Origin of the sequence: Flavobacterium maritimum, assembly GCF_040049085.1 — a bacterium.
Taxonomy (GTDB): Bacteria; Bacteroidota; Bacteroidia; order Flavobacteriales; family Flavobacteriaceae; genus Flavobacterium; species Flavobacterium maritimum.
Window position 1 is genome coordinate 850063 of sequence record NZ_JBDLZY010000001.1, and the last position, 18690, is coordinate 868752.

Annotated in this window: 7 protein-coding genes; 6 read left to right on the plus strand and 1 reads right to left on the minus strand. The window is 35.0% G+C overall.

Annotated features, from left to right (window positions below; all coding sequences use genetic code 11):
* The first annotated feature begins 43 nt into the window (after positions 1-43).
* Positions 44-4126 (plus strand): two-component regulator propeller domain-containing protein, encoded by a 4083-nt coding sequence (locus ABEB23_RS03865; protein ID WP_348811054.1) that lies wholly within the window; start codon positions 44-46, stop codon positions 4124-4126.
* A 77-nt stretch (positions 4127-4203) separates the two neighbouring features.
* Here ABEB23_RS03865 and ABEB23_RS03870 read toward each other — a convergent pair whose 3' ends face one another.
* Positions 4204-5088 carry an AraC family transcriptional regulator gene (locus tag ABEB23_RS03870; protein WP_348811055.1) on the minus strand — a complete coding sequence of 295 codons (885 nt, stop codon included), beginning with the start codon at positions 5086-5088 and terminating at the stop codon, positions 4204-4206.
* 376 nt (positions 5089-5464) lie between these two features.
* On the opposite strand from ABEB23_RS03870, the gene ABEB23_RS03875 reads away from it, so the two are divergent.
* The 5 genes from ABEB23_RS03875 (at position 5465) to ABEB23_RS03895 (ending at position 18683) form a co-directional block, all read left to right on the plus strand.
* Complete coding sequence (locus tag ABEB23_RS03875) at positions 5465-6841, plus strand: sugar porter family MFS transporter (protein ID WP_348811056.1); 1377 nt, start codon at positions 5465-5467, stop codon at positions 6839-6841.
* A 12-nt stretch (positions 6842-6853) separates the two neighbouring features.
* Positions 6854-10264 (plus strand): tetratricopeptide repeat protein, encoded by a 3411-nt coding sequence (locus ABEB23_RS03880; protein ID WP_348811057.1) that lies wholly within the window; start codon positions 6854-6856, stop codon positions 10262-10264.
* 42 nt (positions 10265-10306) lie between these two features.
* Positions 10307-13102, plus strand: coding sequence for a DUF8487 domain-containing protein (locus ABEB23_RS03885; protein WP_348811058.1), 2796 nt, complete (start codon positions 10307-10309; stop codon positions 13100-13102).
* A gap of 1110 nt (positions 13103-14212) precedes the next feature.
* On the plus strand, positions 14213-15604 hold the full coding sequence (locus ABEB23_RS03890; protein WP_348811059.1) for a hypothetical protein: 1392 nt from the start codon (positions 14213-14215) through the stop codon (positions 15602-15604).
* Between the two features lie 46 nt (positions 15605-15650).
* Positions 15651-18683, plus strand: coding sequence for a SusC/RagA family TonB-linked outer membrane protein (locus tag ABEB23_RS03895; protein ID WP_348811060.1), 3033 nt, complete (start codon positions 15651-15653; stop codon positions 18681-18683).
* Positions 18684-18690 lie beyond the last annotated feature (7 nt).

The following is an 18690-nucleotide window of genomic DNA, read 5'->3' on the forward strand; positions in this document are numbered from 1 at the left end:
TTTACACACAATTAAATAAGTTAATCTTTAAACATATTTTTTCTTGAAGTATTTTGTTCTGCATTTTCTAACACTAATAGTTTTCTCCTTATCGGGTTATTCACAAGATTATCCTATTAAATTTCTTGATATATCAGATGGTTTGTCTAACAATTCTGTTGTAACAATATATCAGGATAGTGATGGTTATATGTGGTTTGGTACCTATGACGGATTGAATAGATACGATGGCTATAATTTTAAAGTATATCGCAATAGGATTAACGATAAAAAATCCTTGTTGTTTAATACGATTTATCATATTGAGGGTGACTCAAAAAAAAATATTTGGATAGCAGGTTCTAAGGGGGCTTGTGTTTATGATAAAACAAGCGCTAGTTTTCATCCGGTACAATATGTTTTATCAAACAATAGTAAACCGAGAATAGTAAAAGACATTATTCATCAGATACGGTCCGTTTCGAATGGTCGGGTATTGGTTGCCTCTCAAAATTTAGGTCTGCTTGTTTTTGAAAATGGATCATTTATTGGTAAAAATGTAGCCTTAGAAGGATTAAATAATAAGGATATTAAATACAGTTATGATGCTGCAGTTGTTGAAGACGCAGGAATAAATGGTTCTGGTTGGGTTTATGTAAGAAATGTAGGTGTTTGCAGTTACGACTATAATTCAAAAAAATTAAAGGTCATCTATCCATTATTAATGGATGTAAAATGTATGAAGCGTTCTATAGATGGTAATCTTTGGCTCGGAACAGATGAAGGTCTTTATCTGTTTAATGTCAAATCTCGTTCGCTTTCAGAGAATTATTTTATATATAAATGTACTGTTACTCATATTCTTATTGATAAGAAAAAGGAAATGTGGCTAACTACAGATGGCTGTGGTATTTATAAAGTAACAGGAAAAAACAAAAAATCTGTTCCGTATAACGCTGCGCAAGGCAATCAACTTGTAAAAAGTAATTCAATATGGAGTATCTATGAAGATGTAGCAGGAAATAAATGGATTGGTACTTTACGCGGAGGAATTAGCGTGATTGGTAATACCCCTAAGTACTTTAAGAATATTAAGTATAACACAAAAGACAACAATCCAGCAGAAAACTTCATTCTGTCATTTTGTGAAGATGAAAAGAAAAATGTCTGGATTGGCACCGATGGAGCAGGGTTAAAGTATTGGGACAGAAAAAGAAATACCTATACGACTTATAGTAATTCGGGTTATTCAACGAATAAAATCAGCAGTAATTTTATTACCAGTATTATTAGAGATACTAATAATGAAATTTGGTTATCCACCTGGGCGGGTGGCGTAAATCGCATTAATCCTGCAAATAATACAATAAGTCACTTTTCGTGTTATAACCCATTTACAAAACAAATTGAAAAAAATATATGGTTTGTATATAAGGATTCTAAAGGGAATATATGGGCCAGTGCCACGAATGAAGGTTCTCTCTATCTTTTTGACAGAGCTAAAAACAGTTTTGTACTCTTTGATAAAACAATCAATAATTTACAATGTCTTACAGAAGCCAGTGACGGTAAACTCTGGGGTGGTAACTATACTTCCTTATTTGGTATTGAAAAAGGAAGCAGAAAATATAAAAAGATAAACATTGGGAATCCGATCAGATCCATACTTGAGGATAAAAACAAAAATCTATGGTTGGGTACCCAAGAAGGGGGATTGTTGTTGTTTGATCGAAAAACAAATACATTTAAAAGACTTACTACAGATGATGGTTTGCCTTCAAACACGATTTTAAGAATGTTAGAAGACAAAGAAGGAAATTTATGGATGAGTACCTACAACGGAATCTGCAGATTTGATAAAAAAAGAAAGACATTCAGAAATTTTTCGGTTAATGATGGCTTACAAAGCAATCAGTTTAGTTTTAATGCAGGTGTTAAATTGTCAACTGGCGAGTTTCTTTTTGGTGGAATAAATGGTTTTAACTTATTTTTTCCTGAGGCCGTAAAAGAATTTAATCAGAAAAACAATTTATTGCTGACCGATTTTTATGTAAACAATGAGCCTATTGAAGAAAATAAAAGCGATCTGATATCGAAGTGGAGTGGTGGCAAAATCAAAGAGGTAAGTTTGCCTTATGATCAAACTGCTTTGTCATTAGAATTTGTCGCATTGGACTATAATAATGCTGATAAAGTAAGGTATGCCTATTATCTAGAGGGTTGGGACAATCAGTGGAGTTATGTTGGTCAGGCTCGAAAGGCCAATTACTCAAGATTAGCAGAAGGGAAGTATGTCTTTAAAGTAAAAACGACCAATTTTCAAGGAGGCTGGAATGAGGCAGAAAGTCTGATCAGTATCGTTGTATCGCCACCCTGGTACAGGACCTGGTGGGCTTACAGCTTGTATGTACTTGTAATTGCAGGGATCATTTTTACTTATATTAAATACAATAAGAACAAAGAGAAATTAAAGTATAAAGTAAAAATAGCAGAACTAGAAGGAAAAAAGGAAAAGGAAATTGCCGAAAAGCAATCGTCAATGTTTACGTATATCTCTCATGAATTTCGTACTCCTTTGTCACTGATTATAAATCCATTAAAAAAAGCGATTAAAAAAGGGAATGATGAAAATAGTTCTACGGTCAGCGATTTGGTCATTGCGCATAGAAATGCAAGAAGACTTTTGAGCTTAGTAGATCAGTTGTTGCTGTTTCGTAAAGCTGAAAATGATGCTGATGAACTCAGGATGTCTGTTATAAATGTTAATAATCTTTGCTATGAAGTGTATCAGTGTTTTGTTAATCAGGCAAAAGATAAAAATATTGACTATACTTTCCAGATACCGGAAAACAACATTGAAATAATAGGGGATTATGAAAAAATAGAAATATCCTTGTTTAATTTGATTTCAAATGCATTCAAGTATACGCCTGTTGGAGGAGAAATCAGTCTGATGTTGGCCGAAACAGAAACGAATGTCATTATCGAAATTTCAGATAGTGGGACTGGAATTGCAAAAAATGATTTGGAAACCATCTTCGAGAAATTCAAACAAGTGAACTCTAAAGCACCTATTGGTGGAAGTGCAGGTTTTGGAATCGGGCTTTTTATCGTTAGGTATTTTGTGGAGAAACATAAAGGTACTGTCAGTTGCAATAGCGAAATTGGAAAAGGAAGTGTGTTTAAATTGACCTTTCTAAAAGGAAAAGATCATTTTGAAGATTTGCAAATTAGTACCATTACTCCTAAAATGAGTCCTTTAGTTCAAGAATTGATGGCTGATGAGACGGAAGAAATCGTTGAAATTTCCCCTAATGCAACTTCCGACAATGAATTGCATAAAGTGATGCTTACGGATAAACGTACGCTATTAATTATTGATGATAATGCAGATATAAGGAATTATTTGATAAAGCTGTTTGCTGATTCCTATATTATATACAGTGCAGATAATGGTGAGGAAGGGTTGAAACTGACAAAAAAACACATGCCAGATCTGGTTATCAGCGATATCGCTATGGATGTGATGGATGGACTTGAATTATGCCGAAAAATAAAAGAAAACAGCAGTCTGTCTCATATTCCGGTGATATTATTAACGGCATCAAAAAATCCAGAAACACATCTTCAAGGTATAAGTGACGGAGCCGATGATTATATCACCAAGCCATTTGATGATGATATACTTGTTGCTCGTGTCGAGTCGCTATTAAAAAGTCGCAGTAATTTACGAACATACTTTCTGGATAGTATCACTCTAAAAGAGAATACTCAGAAGGTTCCGGCAGAATATCAGGAGATTTTAAAAAAATGTATTGCTATTATTGAGGCCAATATTCATAAACGTGATTTTACCATTAAACATTTTGCTTCCGAAATGGGAATGAGCCATCGAACGCTTTACACTAAAATTAAAATTATTTCGGGACAAACCCTGAATGCATTCATTCGTTCGGTGCGCATAAGAAGAGCTGCGATGCTAATGCTTACTGAAAACACCAATATTGCACAAGCAAGTGCTGAGGTAGGTTTTGAAGATCCAAAATATTTTAGACAACAATTTGTAAAGCTTTTTGGTATGACTCCTTCAGAGTATATAAAGAAATACAAAAGCTCTTTTAATGCTGATATGAATATTATTAATTGAATTTCTTAACATCTGTCTTTTTTAGACAAATAGTTTAGATGATTTTATTGTTGTGACGTAGATAGAATTAAAAAAAATTACACTTGACTTTTGTATTTAAGGCGATACTCTCGGGGTGATATTTCCATCACTAATCTAAAAGATTTTGAGAAGTGGAATGGATCATAATATCCCAAAAGATAAGCAATTTCCTTTATTTTCATTGTGCTGAATTGCAAAAGAGAGCAGGACTTCTGAATTTTTAATTGATTATAATACTCCATAGGAGTAAAGGATGTTTTTTCTAAAAACAAAGACCCAAAATAGGAACTAGAATAGCCGACATGTTGCGCGATTTCATAAAGTGTTATTTTGTTAGTCAAATTATTTTTCATGTAAATAATGCTCATGGGTATTACATCTAAAACTTCTGTATCAGTTGTTTTTATTTTTAAAAATTGATCAGTATATTTTATACTGGCTAAAAAATGCTGTAAACAAATGCTGGAGTACTCCAAATTATCAGGATAAAATCCCATTTCCAAGTTTTGATAAATTTCCTCAAAAAGGTTTAATCTATCCGATAATCTAGTATCGTTTAAATTTATAATTTTTCCAGAAATAGAAGAGTGTAAAGAAATGTTGGTTCCTTTAAAATGGAGCCAATAGATGCTCCAGGGTTTTGATATTTCCGCCTCGTAACTATGAGCTTTATTGGCAGGAATAATAAAAACCTGATTTTTAGTAAGCGCAAACTGCTCATTTTCAAAAGTTATAAATCCTTTTCCGTTCTCACAATAAATAAGGATGTTTTCAAATGCCCCTTTTGATCTCTTTCTAAAATGATATTTTGCATTTGGATAATAACCAATATGAGTAATGAATAAGTTTTTTGTTAGTTCATTTTCAGATTGAAAATTGCGTACACTATAAGGAACAACTATCGCTCTTTCACCTTTAAATCCATCAGCTATTTGATCCATATAGAGTTGTAATTATTTTAAAATGAAAAACATTTTAGAAGTTTTAAAAATCAAATCTAATAAATATTATCATTAAATCTAAATTTCATTCAAACCGTTAAAATTTACATATTATGAGATAGTACCGATTATAATTAGGTAATAAAGTATTGTAATAGGTTCTGAGTAAGATATTTTTTATGTTCTTGAACTGTGTGATTCTTGATTTTTAATATGAAAAATAGATTTAACATAAAAAAAGTGAATTTTAATTTTTAGTATGACAAGGTTTTCTTTTAAATCGTTATTTTATACATGTTTTATATAAATATTACATTTTCGTACTCATATCAAGTAACGATATTTGTAAACGATAAATAATTTAAATATTAAATATATGAGTAAGTTTAATTCTTCGTATCTGCTTTTCATTGCATTAGTTTCGGCCATGGGTGGTTTTCTGTTTGGATACGACTGGGTTGTAATTGGTGGGGCAAAACCTTTTTATGAAGTTTTTTTCAATATTGCAGATTCCCCTTCCATGCAGGGATGGGTAATGGGCAGCGCTATTTTAGGATGTTTGTTAGGCGTAATGATTTCTGGAAGTTTGTCTGATAAATACGGAAGAAAACCTTTGATGATTGTAGCCTCAATCTTTTTTACCCTCGCAGCGGTCGGTACAGGTTTGGTTGATACTATTGAATGGTTTATTATATGGAGAGTTGTTGGCGGTGTTGGAATTGGAATTGCTTCCAATCTTTCCCCCATGTATATAGCCGAAATTGCGCCTGCTGAATCCAGAGGGAAATTTGTTTCGATAAATCAATTAACGGTTGTTATAGGAATTCTGGCTGCTCAGATTGTAAATTGGTTAATTGCAGATCCAATCGTAGAAGGGCAGGATATTTTGAATTCATGGAACGGACAATGGGGTTGGAGATATATGTTTTGGGCTGGAGCGATACCATCTGTAGCATTTTTTGCTTTGATATTAATTATACCGGAAAGTCCGAGATGGCTTGCCAGCCAATATAAATATGCTAAAGCAGAATCGATCTTTTCAAAAATTGGAGGAAGTGCTTTTGCATTAGAACAAATAGAACAGCTTAAATCAAGAGTTAGTGATGTAAAAGAAGAGGTGAATTATAAAATGCTTTTCGAAGGAAAAATGCCCAAAATTCTTTTATTGGGAATTGTTATCGCTGCCTTTCAGCAATGGTGCGGTATTAACGTGATTTTTAATTATGCTCAGGAAATATTCTCGGCTGCCGGTTATGGCGTTTCAGATATCTTGTTCAATATTGTTATTACGGGTTTAACCAATGTGATTTTCACATTCGTAGGCATGTATTTCGTTGACAGATGGGGCAGAAGAACATTAATGCTTTTCGGATCAATTGGATTGACTTCTATTTATGCTTTATTAGGCGCTTGCTATTATTTTGAAGTAACAGGAATTGCCGTTTTAGCGCTCGTTATTGCAGCAATTTCATGTTATGCAATGACATTGGCTCCTATTACTTGGGTAGTTTTATCTGAAATATTCCCGACAAAAATCCGTGCTATGGCAATGGGTGTTGCTACTTTTTCGCTTTGGACAGCCTGCTTTATTCTAACTTATACTTTTCCGTTACTTAACAGCAGTCTGGGATCTTATGGTACATTCTGGCTTTACGGAATTGTATGCTTACTGGGATATCTTTTCCTTCGTACCTATCTGCCTGAAACGAAAGGAAAATCATTAGAGGAAATAGAAAATGAACTGACAAAATAATAAAGTATAAAGATGGAAAATATAATTTCAGATGTAAATCAATCCAAAATAATTAATGAAGATTTACTTTCAGGACAATCAATAAATGAAAAGGGGCAGGATGAAAAAATCACGGCTTATTTAATACAGTCAACCGTTAACGGAGATGGTGTAGTACGCGTTTGGGAGGAAGACATATTATTGCCAACGTATCAAATTGGCGAAGAAGAAAAAAATCCAATATTTCTTGAAAAACGTGTGTATCAGGGAAGTTCCGGAGCGGTATATCCGTATCCTGTGGTAGAAAAATTATCAGATGAAAAGTTTGATAAGTCCTATCACGCCTTATTTTTAGAAAATAAATACATAAAAATAATGATTCTGCCGGAATTAGGAGGTCGAGTTCACATGGCTTATGATAAAGTAAAACAGCGCCATTTTGTGTATTACAATCAGGTAATTAAACCTGCGCTTGTAGGGCTTACAGGCCCTTGGATTTCTGGCGGAATTGAGTTCAACTGGCCACAGCATCACCGTCCGAGCACATTTTTGCCAACAGATTACAGCATCGAAGAAAATGAAGATGGAAGCAAAACTATTTGGTGCAACGAAGTAGAAAGAATGTTTAGAACCAAAGGAATGCAGGGATTTACACTGCATCCTGATAAAGCTTATATTGAAATTAAAGTAAAAATCTATAACCGTACTGCTTTTCCTCAAACTTTTCTTTGGTGGGCAAATCCTGCAGTGGTGGTAAATGATGGTTACAAATCGGTGTTTCCGCCAGATGTTAATGCAGTATTTGATCACGGAAAAAGGGATGTTTCTAAATTCCCGATAGCAACTGGCGAATATTATAAACAAGACTATTCTGCCGGGGTTGATATTTCAAAATATAAAAATATACCTGTTCCAACATCGTATATGGCGGTTCAGTCCAAATATAACTTTGTGGGAGGTTATGAAGATAATGTACAGGCAGGATTACTGCATGTGGCAAATCATCATGTGTCTCCGGGAAAAAAGCAATGGACTTGGGGTAACGGCGATTTTGGTTTGGCCTGGGACAGAAATCTAACAGACAAAGATGGTCCGTATATTGAATTAATGACGGGGGTATTTACAGACAACCAGCCTGATTTTTCTTGGCTTCAAGCCTATGAAGAGAAGTCTTGGGTGCAGTATTTTATGCCGTATGCCGAAGTGGGTTATGTAAAAAATGCCACAAAAGATGCCATCATAAACATTGAAGTTGAAGGGAATGAAGCCGATTTGGTTTTATACACAACAAGTCTTTACGAAAATTTAGAGATTGAGCTAAAAGACAAAGAAAATACGGTTTTATTTCAGGATGAAATTACAATATCTCCGGTAAACCCGTATAAAAAAAGAGTCTCGATTGGAGATGTTTTATCAGAGGACTTAGTTTTTACAGTTTATACTGCTGATGGAAAAATTTTAGTTCAATATCAACAGGAAAAAGCAGAAATAAAACCAGTTCCAGATCCTGCAAAAGCGGCACTAGATCCAAAAGATATTGCATCAATGGAACAATTGTATTTAACAGGACTGCATTTAGAGCAATACAGACACGCCACTTATAATCCGCTTGATTATTATTTGGAAGCTTTAAGCAGAGATTCAAGAGATGTAAGATGTAATAATGCCGTAGGTTTATTGATGTTGAGAAGAGGGCAGTTTGAAAAAGCCGAAGCCTATTTTAAAACCGCAGTAGAAGTACTAACAGAACGTAACCCAAATCCAAATGATGGTGAACCTCTTTACAATCTTGGCTATTGCCTAAAACTTCAGGGGAAATTTGACGATGCGTATAATTCGCTTTTCAAATCAACTTGGAATGCGGCATGGCAAGATGCTGCTTTTTATGCGCTGGCTCAAATCGACAGCAGTAAAGGAGAATGGGCAGAAGCTTTAGAGCGAGTAGAATCATCGCTTATCCGTAATTGGCACAATCATAAAGCACGCCAATTGAAAGCTTCTATTTTAAGAAAATTGAATAGAAATCAAGAAGCCATAGCATGGATTGAAGATTCGATCAAAATTGATCGTTTCAATATGGGTTGTCGTTTCGAGAAATATTTGATAACCAAAGACCAAGCTGTTCTTGACGAAATGAATACGATTATGCGTCAATGGTCACACGGATATATAGAGTACGCACTTGACTTTTCCGGGGCCGGATTGTATCAGGAAGCAAGTCAGTTATTGCAAGAATCGATACAAGATACAGAAGACGTTTATCCAATGGTATATTATACCTTAGGTTATTTTGCTTCTATGGATGGAGATACTGATAAAGCAATGGGATGGTACAAAAAAGGGGCTGCACAATCACCTGAAAAGTGTTTCCCAAATCGTATCGAAGAAGTAAATATTCTACAGGATGCTATTCGATTGAATCCTCAAGATGCAAAAGCCCCTTATTATTTGGGGAATTTCTGGTATGCATTTCGCCAATATGACGATGCTGTTAAATGCTGGGAATTGTCATATAGTATAGATGATAAGTTCCCAACTTTATTGAGAAACTTGGCACTTGCTTATTTTAACAAGACAAATGATAAAGCTAAGGCTCAGGAAATGTTGGAAAAAGCATTTGCTTTAGACACAACAGATTCAAGGATTTTTATGGAGCTGGATCAGCTTTACAAGAAAATTGGTAAATCGCCGGAATTCAGATTAGATGTTTTAAATCAGTATCCTAATTTAGTTGAAGAACGCGACGATTTATGTATCGAACGCATTACACTTTACAATCAATTAGGAAAATATGCTGTTGCAAAAGAGCTGATTTCGAAACGAAAATTCCATCCATGGGAAGGAGGAGAAGGAAAAGTAACAGGACAGTATACCTTATGCAGAGTAGAATTGGCAAAAATTGCAATTGCTGAAAGCCGTTTTACAGATGCTATACAATTGCTGAAAGAAACAGAGTTTTATCCGTACAATTTAGGCGAAGGCAAATTGAAAAATGCTGAGGAAAATGAAGTGTTTTATTATAAAGGATTGGCTTATAAAGGACTTGGAGATTTAGAAAATGCTAATGCGAATTTTGTACAGGCAACGCTTGGCTCTTCCGAACCTGTTCAGGCATTTTTTTATAACGATCAGCAGCCAGATAAGATTTTTTATCAGGGATTGGCATGGCGCGAATTAGGAGATGAAGGCAAAGCCCGAAGCCGTTTCAACAAACTCTTGGCACACGGAGAAAAATACTTATTCGAAAAATCCAGAATAGATTATTTTGCGGTATCGCTTCCAGACCTTGCGATTTGGGATGATGATTTAAATGTTAGAAATCAGGTACATTGTTATTATGTAATGGCTCTAGGACATAGCGGATTAAGAAATGAAAATGAGTCCGAGAAATACTACCAAAAAGTGAAGGATTTAGATATTAATAAACAGACCTTTCGTAAATAGAAAGTTGTTGTTTACGATATTATAATTATAAAATTTAATAAAATGAAAATCAAACATATAGTAACATCAGTTTTGCTTTTACTTTTTCTCTCTTCATGGGATTCCGGAGATAAACAGGTACTGAATATAGCGGGCGAATGGACAGTTCAGCTAGACAGCACCGATATTGGTCTAAAAAATGGTTGGCAAAACATGAGTTTTAAACAGCTAATGAAATTACCAGGAACTACAGATGATGCAGGTCTTGGAATTGCCAACAAGCTAAAGCCAAGTTTAGAGAAACTTCAAATGAGTCATTTAACCCGGAAGCACAGTTATCTGGGTGCAGCCTGGTACTCTCGTGAGATCACAGTTCCGGATAATTGGAAAGGGAAAGAACTGATCTTGAAATTAGAGCGCGTCATTTGGAAAACAAATGTTTGGATTGATGGCAAAGAACTGCAAGGAGAACAAAACAGCCTTATCGCACCTCATTATTTTGATCTTTCCAAGTATATCACAGCAGGGAAAACACACCGCATAACTATTCGGGTTGATAATCGGAAACTATTTGATATCAGCGTAGATAATATGGCACATGCTTATACCAATGAAACCCAGATTATTTGGAACGGTGTGATTGGAAAAATGGAAATTGAAGCTTTTGATGCTGTTCGTATTGCAAATCTACAGGTAAAACCGGATGTTAGTTCTGGAAAAGCAAAATTAGTATTCGCATTAAATAACAATACGAAGAAAACTGCTAAAGGAGTTTTGACTATTTCTGCGGTTAATAAAAAGAACAAAATTGCTGTTGAAACGCTTCAAAAAGATATCCAAATCAAAGCAGGTCAGTCTGTAGTTGAAGTTGATTATAATATGGGCAAAGACGTAAAACTTTGGAGCGAATTTTCTCCTGAGTTATATGAATTAAAAGCGGAATTAAAAGCTGGGAAAAATAAATCCCAGATTGCTGCCGATTTTGGAATGCGAAGTTTTTCTAAAAAAGGATCGGTTTTGACAATTAATAATCAGCCAGTATTTTTAAGAGGAACATTAGAATGTGATATTTTTCCGCTTACGGGGCATGCGCCAATGGATAAAGAAGGCTGGCAAAAAGTATTTGGAACGGCTAAAAACTGGGGATTAAACCATTTACGTTTTCATTCTTGGTGCCCTCCCGAAGCTGCTTTTGAAGTAGCTGACGAAATGGGTTTTTATCTTCAGGTTGAATTGCCGGTTTGGACGCTTAAAATAGGAGAAGATCAAAAAACAACCGACTTTTTATACGCCGAAGCACAGCGTATGATTGATGAATATGGAAATCATCCGTCATTCTGTATGTGGTCGATGGGGAATGAACTGCAAGGCGATATGACTGTTTTGACGAAATTAATGAACAGTTTAAGAGCAAAAGATGACAGGCATTTGTACACCACAACTTCTTTTACTTTCGAAAAAGGGCATGGCGACTGGCCGGAACCTGAAGATGATTTCTTCATTACGCAATGGACAAAAAAAGGCTGGGTTCGTGGTCAGGGAGTTTTTAACAGCGAATCGCCAACATTCAATAAAGATTATTTGGCTTCTGTAGAAGGAATGACGGTGCCTTTGATTACACATGAAATAGGGCAGTACGCTGTTTATCCTAAAATTGATGAAATTCCTAAATACACAGGAGTTTTAGAACCTATCAACTTTAAATCGGTTAAAGAAGATTTAGAACGCAAAGGATTAATCAGCAAAGCCGTAGATTATACGAAAGCTTCAGGAAAATTAGCGGTGATACTTTATAAAGAAGAAATGGAACGAGCTCTAAAAACAGCTGGAATTAGCGGTTTTCAATTATTAGATCTACATGATTTTCCAGGACAGGGAACGGCGTTAGTAGGATTATTAGATGCTTTTTGGGATAGTAAAGGACTGATTTCAGCAGAGGAATTCAGACAGTTTTCTGCGCCTGTTGTACCGCTTATGCGTTTTTCTAAAGCAACTTATGTGAATAATGAATCTTTTACCGCCTCTTTAGATGTAAGTAATTATTCTGATAACAGTTTAAATGATCAGGAAATAGAATGGAGTATCAGTGATGAAAAGTTTTTAATAGCTTCAGGCAGCGCCAAAGCAACAATTGCAATTGGATACAATCATAAAATTTTAGATTTAAACGAAAGTCTTCAGAAAATAACCAAAGCATCCAAATTAACGATTAAAGTAAATCTGAAAGGAACAAACTATAAAAACCAATGGAATATTTGGGTTTATCCACAAAAACAAACTATTGATTACGGAAAAGTAGTTTACACCCGTAGTCTGGATGAAGCTTACAAACTTCTTAATGCCGGTAAAAAAGTATTATTAAACCCGGATTGGAAAAAGATTAAAGGCATCGAAGGGAAATTTGTACCTGTATTTTGGAGTCCGGTTCATTTTCCTAAGCAGGCTGGTACGATGGGTGTACTTTGTAATCCGTCACATAAAGCTTTGGCCGATTTTCCAACAGATATGAATACAGATTGGCAGTGGTGGGATTTAAACGTAAACTCAACAACGCTTATTACGGACGGTATAGTTGGAGGAAATCCTATAGTGGAAATGGTAGACAACTTTGCAAATAACCGCAAATTGGCTTCGCTTTTTGAAGGAAGCGTAGGGCCAGGGAAACTGGTTATAGCGTCTTTTGATTTGGCAACAGATTTAGATAAGCGTCCCGTAGCCAAACAAATGTTGATTTCTGTATTAAATTATATGAACAGTACCTCATTTAATCCTGAAGCTATAAAGAATCCTGAAATTTTAAAATCTGTTTTGGCAGATCAAAAGGAAAAGGGCAAAGAAGCAGCCACAAGTATTTATTAGTATAGATTAAAAGGCAGTGAAACAAATCTATTTGTGACAGTTTAATTTTTGTAAATAGGTTTGTTTTATTGTTTATAATTAAGAATGCGATCTATTATAACTTACGTTGAAAAGTAAAATGGATTGGTATTAATGGAGAATATGAGAAAATTAAAAAGGTATGTTTTAAAAGGTTCTTTTGCTTTTTGTAGTTAACGAATATTTCTTTTGAAAATTTCAAACGTTTTAGCTTTAGAATGGGGATTAATTTAATAATTATATATTGTTTAAAAATAGGCTGTTATTTTTCCATACTCATCAATTTTTGATTAATAATAATAGATGATTACGAATTTGACCTCCTTTTTTTTCCAATTTACCCCTCCTGAAACATTGAAACTAAACATTACTTTGCATTTATAGTTGTACTGATACGGTATTATTATATTCTTCATAATTTGTTTATTACTGGGTAGATTTTAAAATTGCAAAAAGCTGAAAAATTGCTTTTAGCAGGAAATTGTAAGAGTGTGTTTTACTTATTAATTTACCTATGCCCGCAGTATAATATTGCGGGCATAAATAAACAAAACAAAGTTATAAGAAGATTACAATGAAGAAAAGAATTGATGATTGCAGGGGAAGTCTTTCGTTTGATTTTCATCAATTGTTGGGAGAGAATATTCTATATCGATAGAAAAAAATTTTGATTAAATTAAAAAACGTAAAATAAACACTTATAATTAACCAACTAAAAAAACGTATGATAACAACCACACAATGATTTTTTTTATTGCTATGTTTTTGTAAAAATGAATAGCAATCAACATTAGCAACCACATTTATCCATTATGCAACTATCGGATAAAAGAGCTGTCACTTTCTCTAAGACAAATAAACTTCACAGTATTAAAAATATACGATGAAGGACTCAAAGAAGTAGCAACTCTAAACCAATCTAAAATGAATGTTATTTTAAAAAAGATGTTTGTGAAAGAGCATAAAGTCACACAGGATATTGAGCACAACCGCAACCAGTCTCTGAGTAACGATCCGGAATGAACAGGTCTAATTCGAAGAAACTTTTATTTTTAGAATTAAAACAAACTAACTAACCTTAAAATTAAAAAGATGAAAAAAATTAAGTTTTTATTTTTTCTTGCTTTTTTTACAACCCTGTTCATAGGTTGTGAAGATAGTGAACCAAGTTTTGCGGCATCTGAAGCTCCAACGGTTTCGGTAAGCACCGGAGAAATTTATGGAGCGCCAAACAGAAAATTCGAAATTAAAGCTGCCTTGACAGATGATTTAGGATTGAAATCAGTGAGAATTCAAATACCAGAATTGTCACTGGATAAAGTGATTACTTTTGAAACGGAACCACTATTAACATCATATGATTTGAGTTATTTCTTTGATATTCCAGCTGATAGAGGAGCATCAGAGGCGTTTAAAATCAAATTAACGATATCTGATGTTTCCGGTAATTCAGTTGATGAAGAAATCAACTTGCGTTTAGACGGCGAATTCAGTGCCCCTTCTATAACAATGGATAGCCCTAAAGAAGGAGCTGTTATCCTATTGCCATCAAGCAATATAATGAAAGTGAAATTCACTGCAAATGATGACTCAGGTATTGATTATGTACATGTTACTTGTGCTGCTCTTTCAATTGATGATATGGTTCAAGTGAATGGAGCACAATCTTATACTTATGAAAAAGATTATGAATTGCCAAGAACAGATGGAAGTTATGTACTGACCATTACTGCTAAAGATAAATTTATTCAATCGAATACAGGTACTACAAACATCAATGTTATTGCCTCTAACGATTACCCTGCTATCTATTTGTGTGACCAGCCAAAAGGGACTAATCTTACTACAGATGCTGTTGGTGTACCAATGTATTTCCACGATAAAAACGGACAAGATTTCGAATTTAAATATTACGCTAATACAGACAACAAGGAAATTTATTTCTTAGGACAAGAAGGCGATTTTGCTCCTCACTGTTTTGGTGCGGATGGTTCTAATTTAGCCTATGGTGTTAACAGTTCTCCAATTGTTTTGCCAACAAAAGGATATTACAAAATTAAAATGAATCCAAAAACATTGACTTTTTCTGTTACGAAATACACACCAACAAGTAAAGTTTGGGCAGATATTGCAAACGGACAATGGCATGATGACGAAGCTCAAAGAAAACCTTTTGTGAGTGTTTGCGGTGGAGGTATTCAAGATGCGAACTGGGATACTTGGAATGCATGGGTTCAAACAGGTTTACATTTGGCTAATGATCCAAATAACCCTTATCAATTAGTTGGAGAATATACGTTGACAGGAACTATGGAAGCTACTTTTACCGGTCAATGGTGGAGTCCTTCATGGAGATTAATCAAAAACGGTATTGCTACTATGTCCCCAGGAGAAAATGGTAATGCAAAATATCCTGCTGCTCCAGGTGTTTACAAAGTAATTGTTGATACAGAGTTAGAAAGAGCCTTTATAACAAGAAAATAGTTTGTTACGACTTTGATTGTAACATTAATTAATAAAATATCTTAATATGAAATTTAAATTTATATGGTTATTTATTGCCGTGTTGTGCAGTGCTGCAACATTTGCACAGGTAACAGTAAAAGGGACTGTTACAGACAAGGGTTCTGTACCGATTCCCGGAGTAAATGTTTTCGTGAAAGGAACAAAAACTTCAGCTTCGACCGATTATGACGGAAAGTATGTTATAGTAGTTCCTAACAAAGACGCCCAACTTGAATTTTCTTTCGTTGGGTTTACTACCAAAGCAATAAAAGTGGATGATCAAACCGTTGTTGATGTTGTCTTGGAAGAATCAAGCCAAGCGCTGGAAGAAGTGGTAGTGGTTGGTTACGCAACAGTAAAGAAAAGTGATGTTACGAGTTCGATTGCTTCCATAAAAGGAAAAGAACTTCAAACAATGACTGTTGGTAATGCTACTGAATCATTGCAAGGTAAAGTTGCCGGGGTACAAATCACAGGCGCTGGAGGACCTGGGGCCCAACCACGAGTACTTATTCGCGGGATCTCTACGGTTAACCTTAGTACCGACCCTCTTTATGTGGTTGATGGTATTCCGATGGGTACCAGTATCAATTTTTTGAGCAGTAATGAAATTGAGTCTATGGAGGTACTAAAAGATGCCTCTGCAAGTGCAATCTACGGTTCTCGTGCCTCTAATGGTGTAATCCTTATTACTACCAAAAAAGGTAAAATCGGAAAAGCAAAATTCAATATTGATTTAAGTAATGGTTTTCAATTTATGAATAACCCATATAATATGGCAAATGCTGAAAATTATGCCAATATTATGAACAAAGCATATACCAATGCGGGTTATTCTGAATATTTACCAAATGCGGAACAATACAGAGGAAAAACTACGGATTGGTGGGGTGCTGGAATTGAAGAAGCATCTCCTGTAACAAATGCTTCTTTAGGAGTTTCGGGAGGTTCTGACACACATACGTATGCCGTAAGTTTAAACTATTACAACTCTGAGTCTTTTTATGAAGTAGGAGGATGGGAAAGAATCACGGCAAGAATTGCTAATGATTTCAAGTTTTCTGATAAAGTTTCTGCAGGAATTACTTTAAACCCACGTTACGAAACATGGGGTTCACCAAATAACTGGGCTGATTTTGATAAAATTGATCCAATTACACCAATTTACAAACCAGCTGATCAATTAGATGGTACAGAAAACGAGTACAGTATCTATGCACGATCTCCTTCGTATGTGTGGAATCCCGTTGCTGCTGTAAAAAGATATGATGATTATACCGATTTGTATAACCTGAATTCGAATGCTTATTTACAATATGAGCCAATCAAAGGTTTGGTGTTCCGTACACAAGGATCTATTGAAGTTGGAGATAAAGTGTGGAGTAAATTTACACCGGATTTTGTAATTGATGCGGCACATGAAAAAGCGGAAATCAACACTATTCAGAGATCTAATACTACAAACAACGACTGGACATGGCAAACAACAGGAACCTATTCAAAAACATTTGCTGAAAAACACAATGCTTCTTTAATGGTAGGTACTACTATGGAGGAATACAACGGACGTGATGTTTGGGGGTACGGAGAAGGTGTACCAAATAACTCCGATGCCATGAGAGAGTTAAATGCTGCAACCAAAAACTTTGATAGTGGTGGTAACAGTTGGTCAAGTTCTTTAGTATCATTCATTTCCCGTTTGTCTTATAATTATGATGGTAAATACTATTTTACAGGAACATTCAGACGTGATGGTTCTTCTAAATTCATGGCTGAAAACAAATGGGCGAACTTCCCATCTGCATCTGCTTCATGGAGAATTACAAACGAAGACTTTATGTCCGATGCTAAAGCGGTTGTAAATGATCTTAGATTCAGAGCTGGTTGGGGTAGAGTTGGTAATCAAAGTTTACCTGGTTCGGTTTATGAATCAAACATCGGGCAAGGATATTATCCAATTGGTGATGTTATTGTGGATACTTCTTATCCATCTTCTATGGCAAACAAAGACATCAAATGGGAAACTGTTGAAGACATAAACTTTGGTCTTGATTTCGGATTATGGAAAAACAAACTTTCCGGTTCGGTAGAGTATTATCAAAAAACAACTAAAGATATGTTGTTCTTAAAACAATATCCTACTTATAGTGGTTTCCCTGGATACTCAACAATCTGGACAAACGTTGGTTCGATGAGATCGAATGGTATTGACTTGTTGGTTTCTTATAAAGAAAGAAAAGGAGATTTCTCTTATGGAGCTGACCTTACTTTTACTACTGTTAATGTTGACATGATTTCTTTGTCAGCAGAAGGAGAAAAATTGTACGGAAGTGGTAACAGAACTTTAACTGTTGAGGGCGATGAGCCAGGATACTTCTACGGATATGTTGCTGATGGTTTGTTCCAAAATCAAACAGAATTGAATTCACATACAGATGAACACGGAACTAAATTGCAGCCGTATGCACAAGCAGGGGATGTTCGTTTCAAAGATTTGAACGGTGATGGTAAATTAGACGATAAAGACAGAGCAAAAATTGGTTCTCCTTGGGCTGATTATACTATGGGATTGAATTTGAATTTTGCATACAAACAATTTGATTTGATTGCTAATTTCTATGCAAGTATCGGAAACGAATTGGTAAACCAAAATATTTCTGATTTGTATAACGGTACAAGTTTGACCAATAAAGTAAGCGGATTAGACCAAATGGCTTGGAATGGAGAGGGAACTTCAAATTATGTTCCTCGTTTGTCTAAAGATGATAATAACGAAAACTTCACAAAATTCTCTTCTCTGTATGTTGAAGACGGTTCATTCATGCGTATGAAAAATCTTCAGATAGGATATACATTCTTAAATCAATTTGGTTTAGACAAACTAAGATTGTCTGTATCCGGTCAAAACTTATGGACAATAACTGACTATACAGGTGTTGATCCTGAAGTAGGTGGAGGAGATCCTGATAAAGGAGACAGAGTTAAAGGATCTGGATTCGGAGGATGGAATTATCCGGTTCAGCCAACAGTTTTGTTTGGTCTTAATGTAGCATTTTAATAATTAA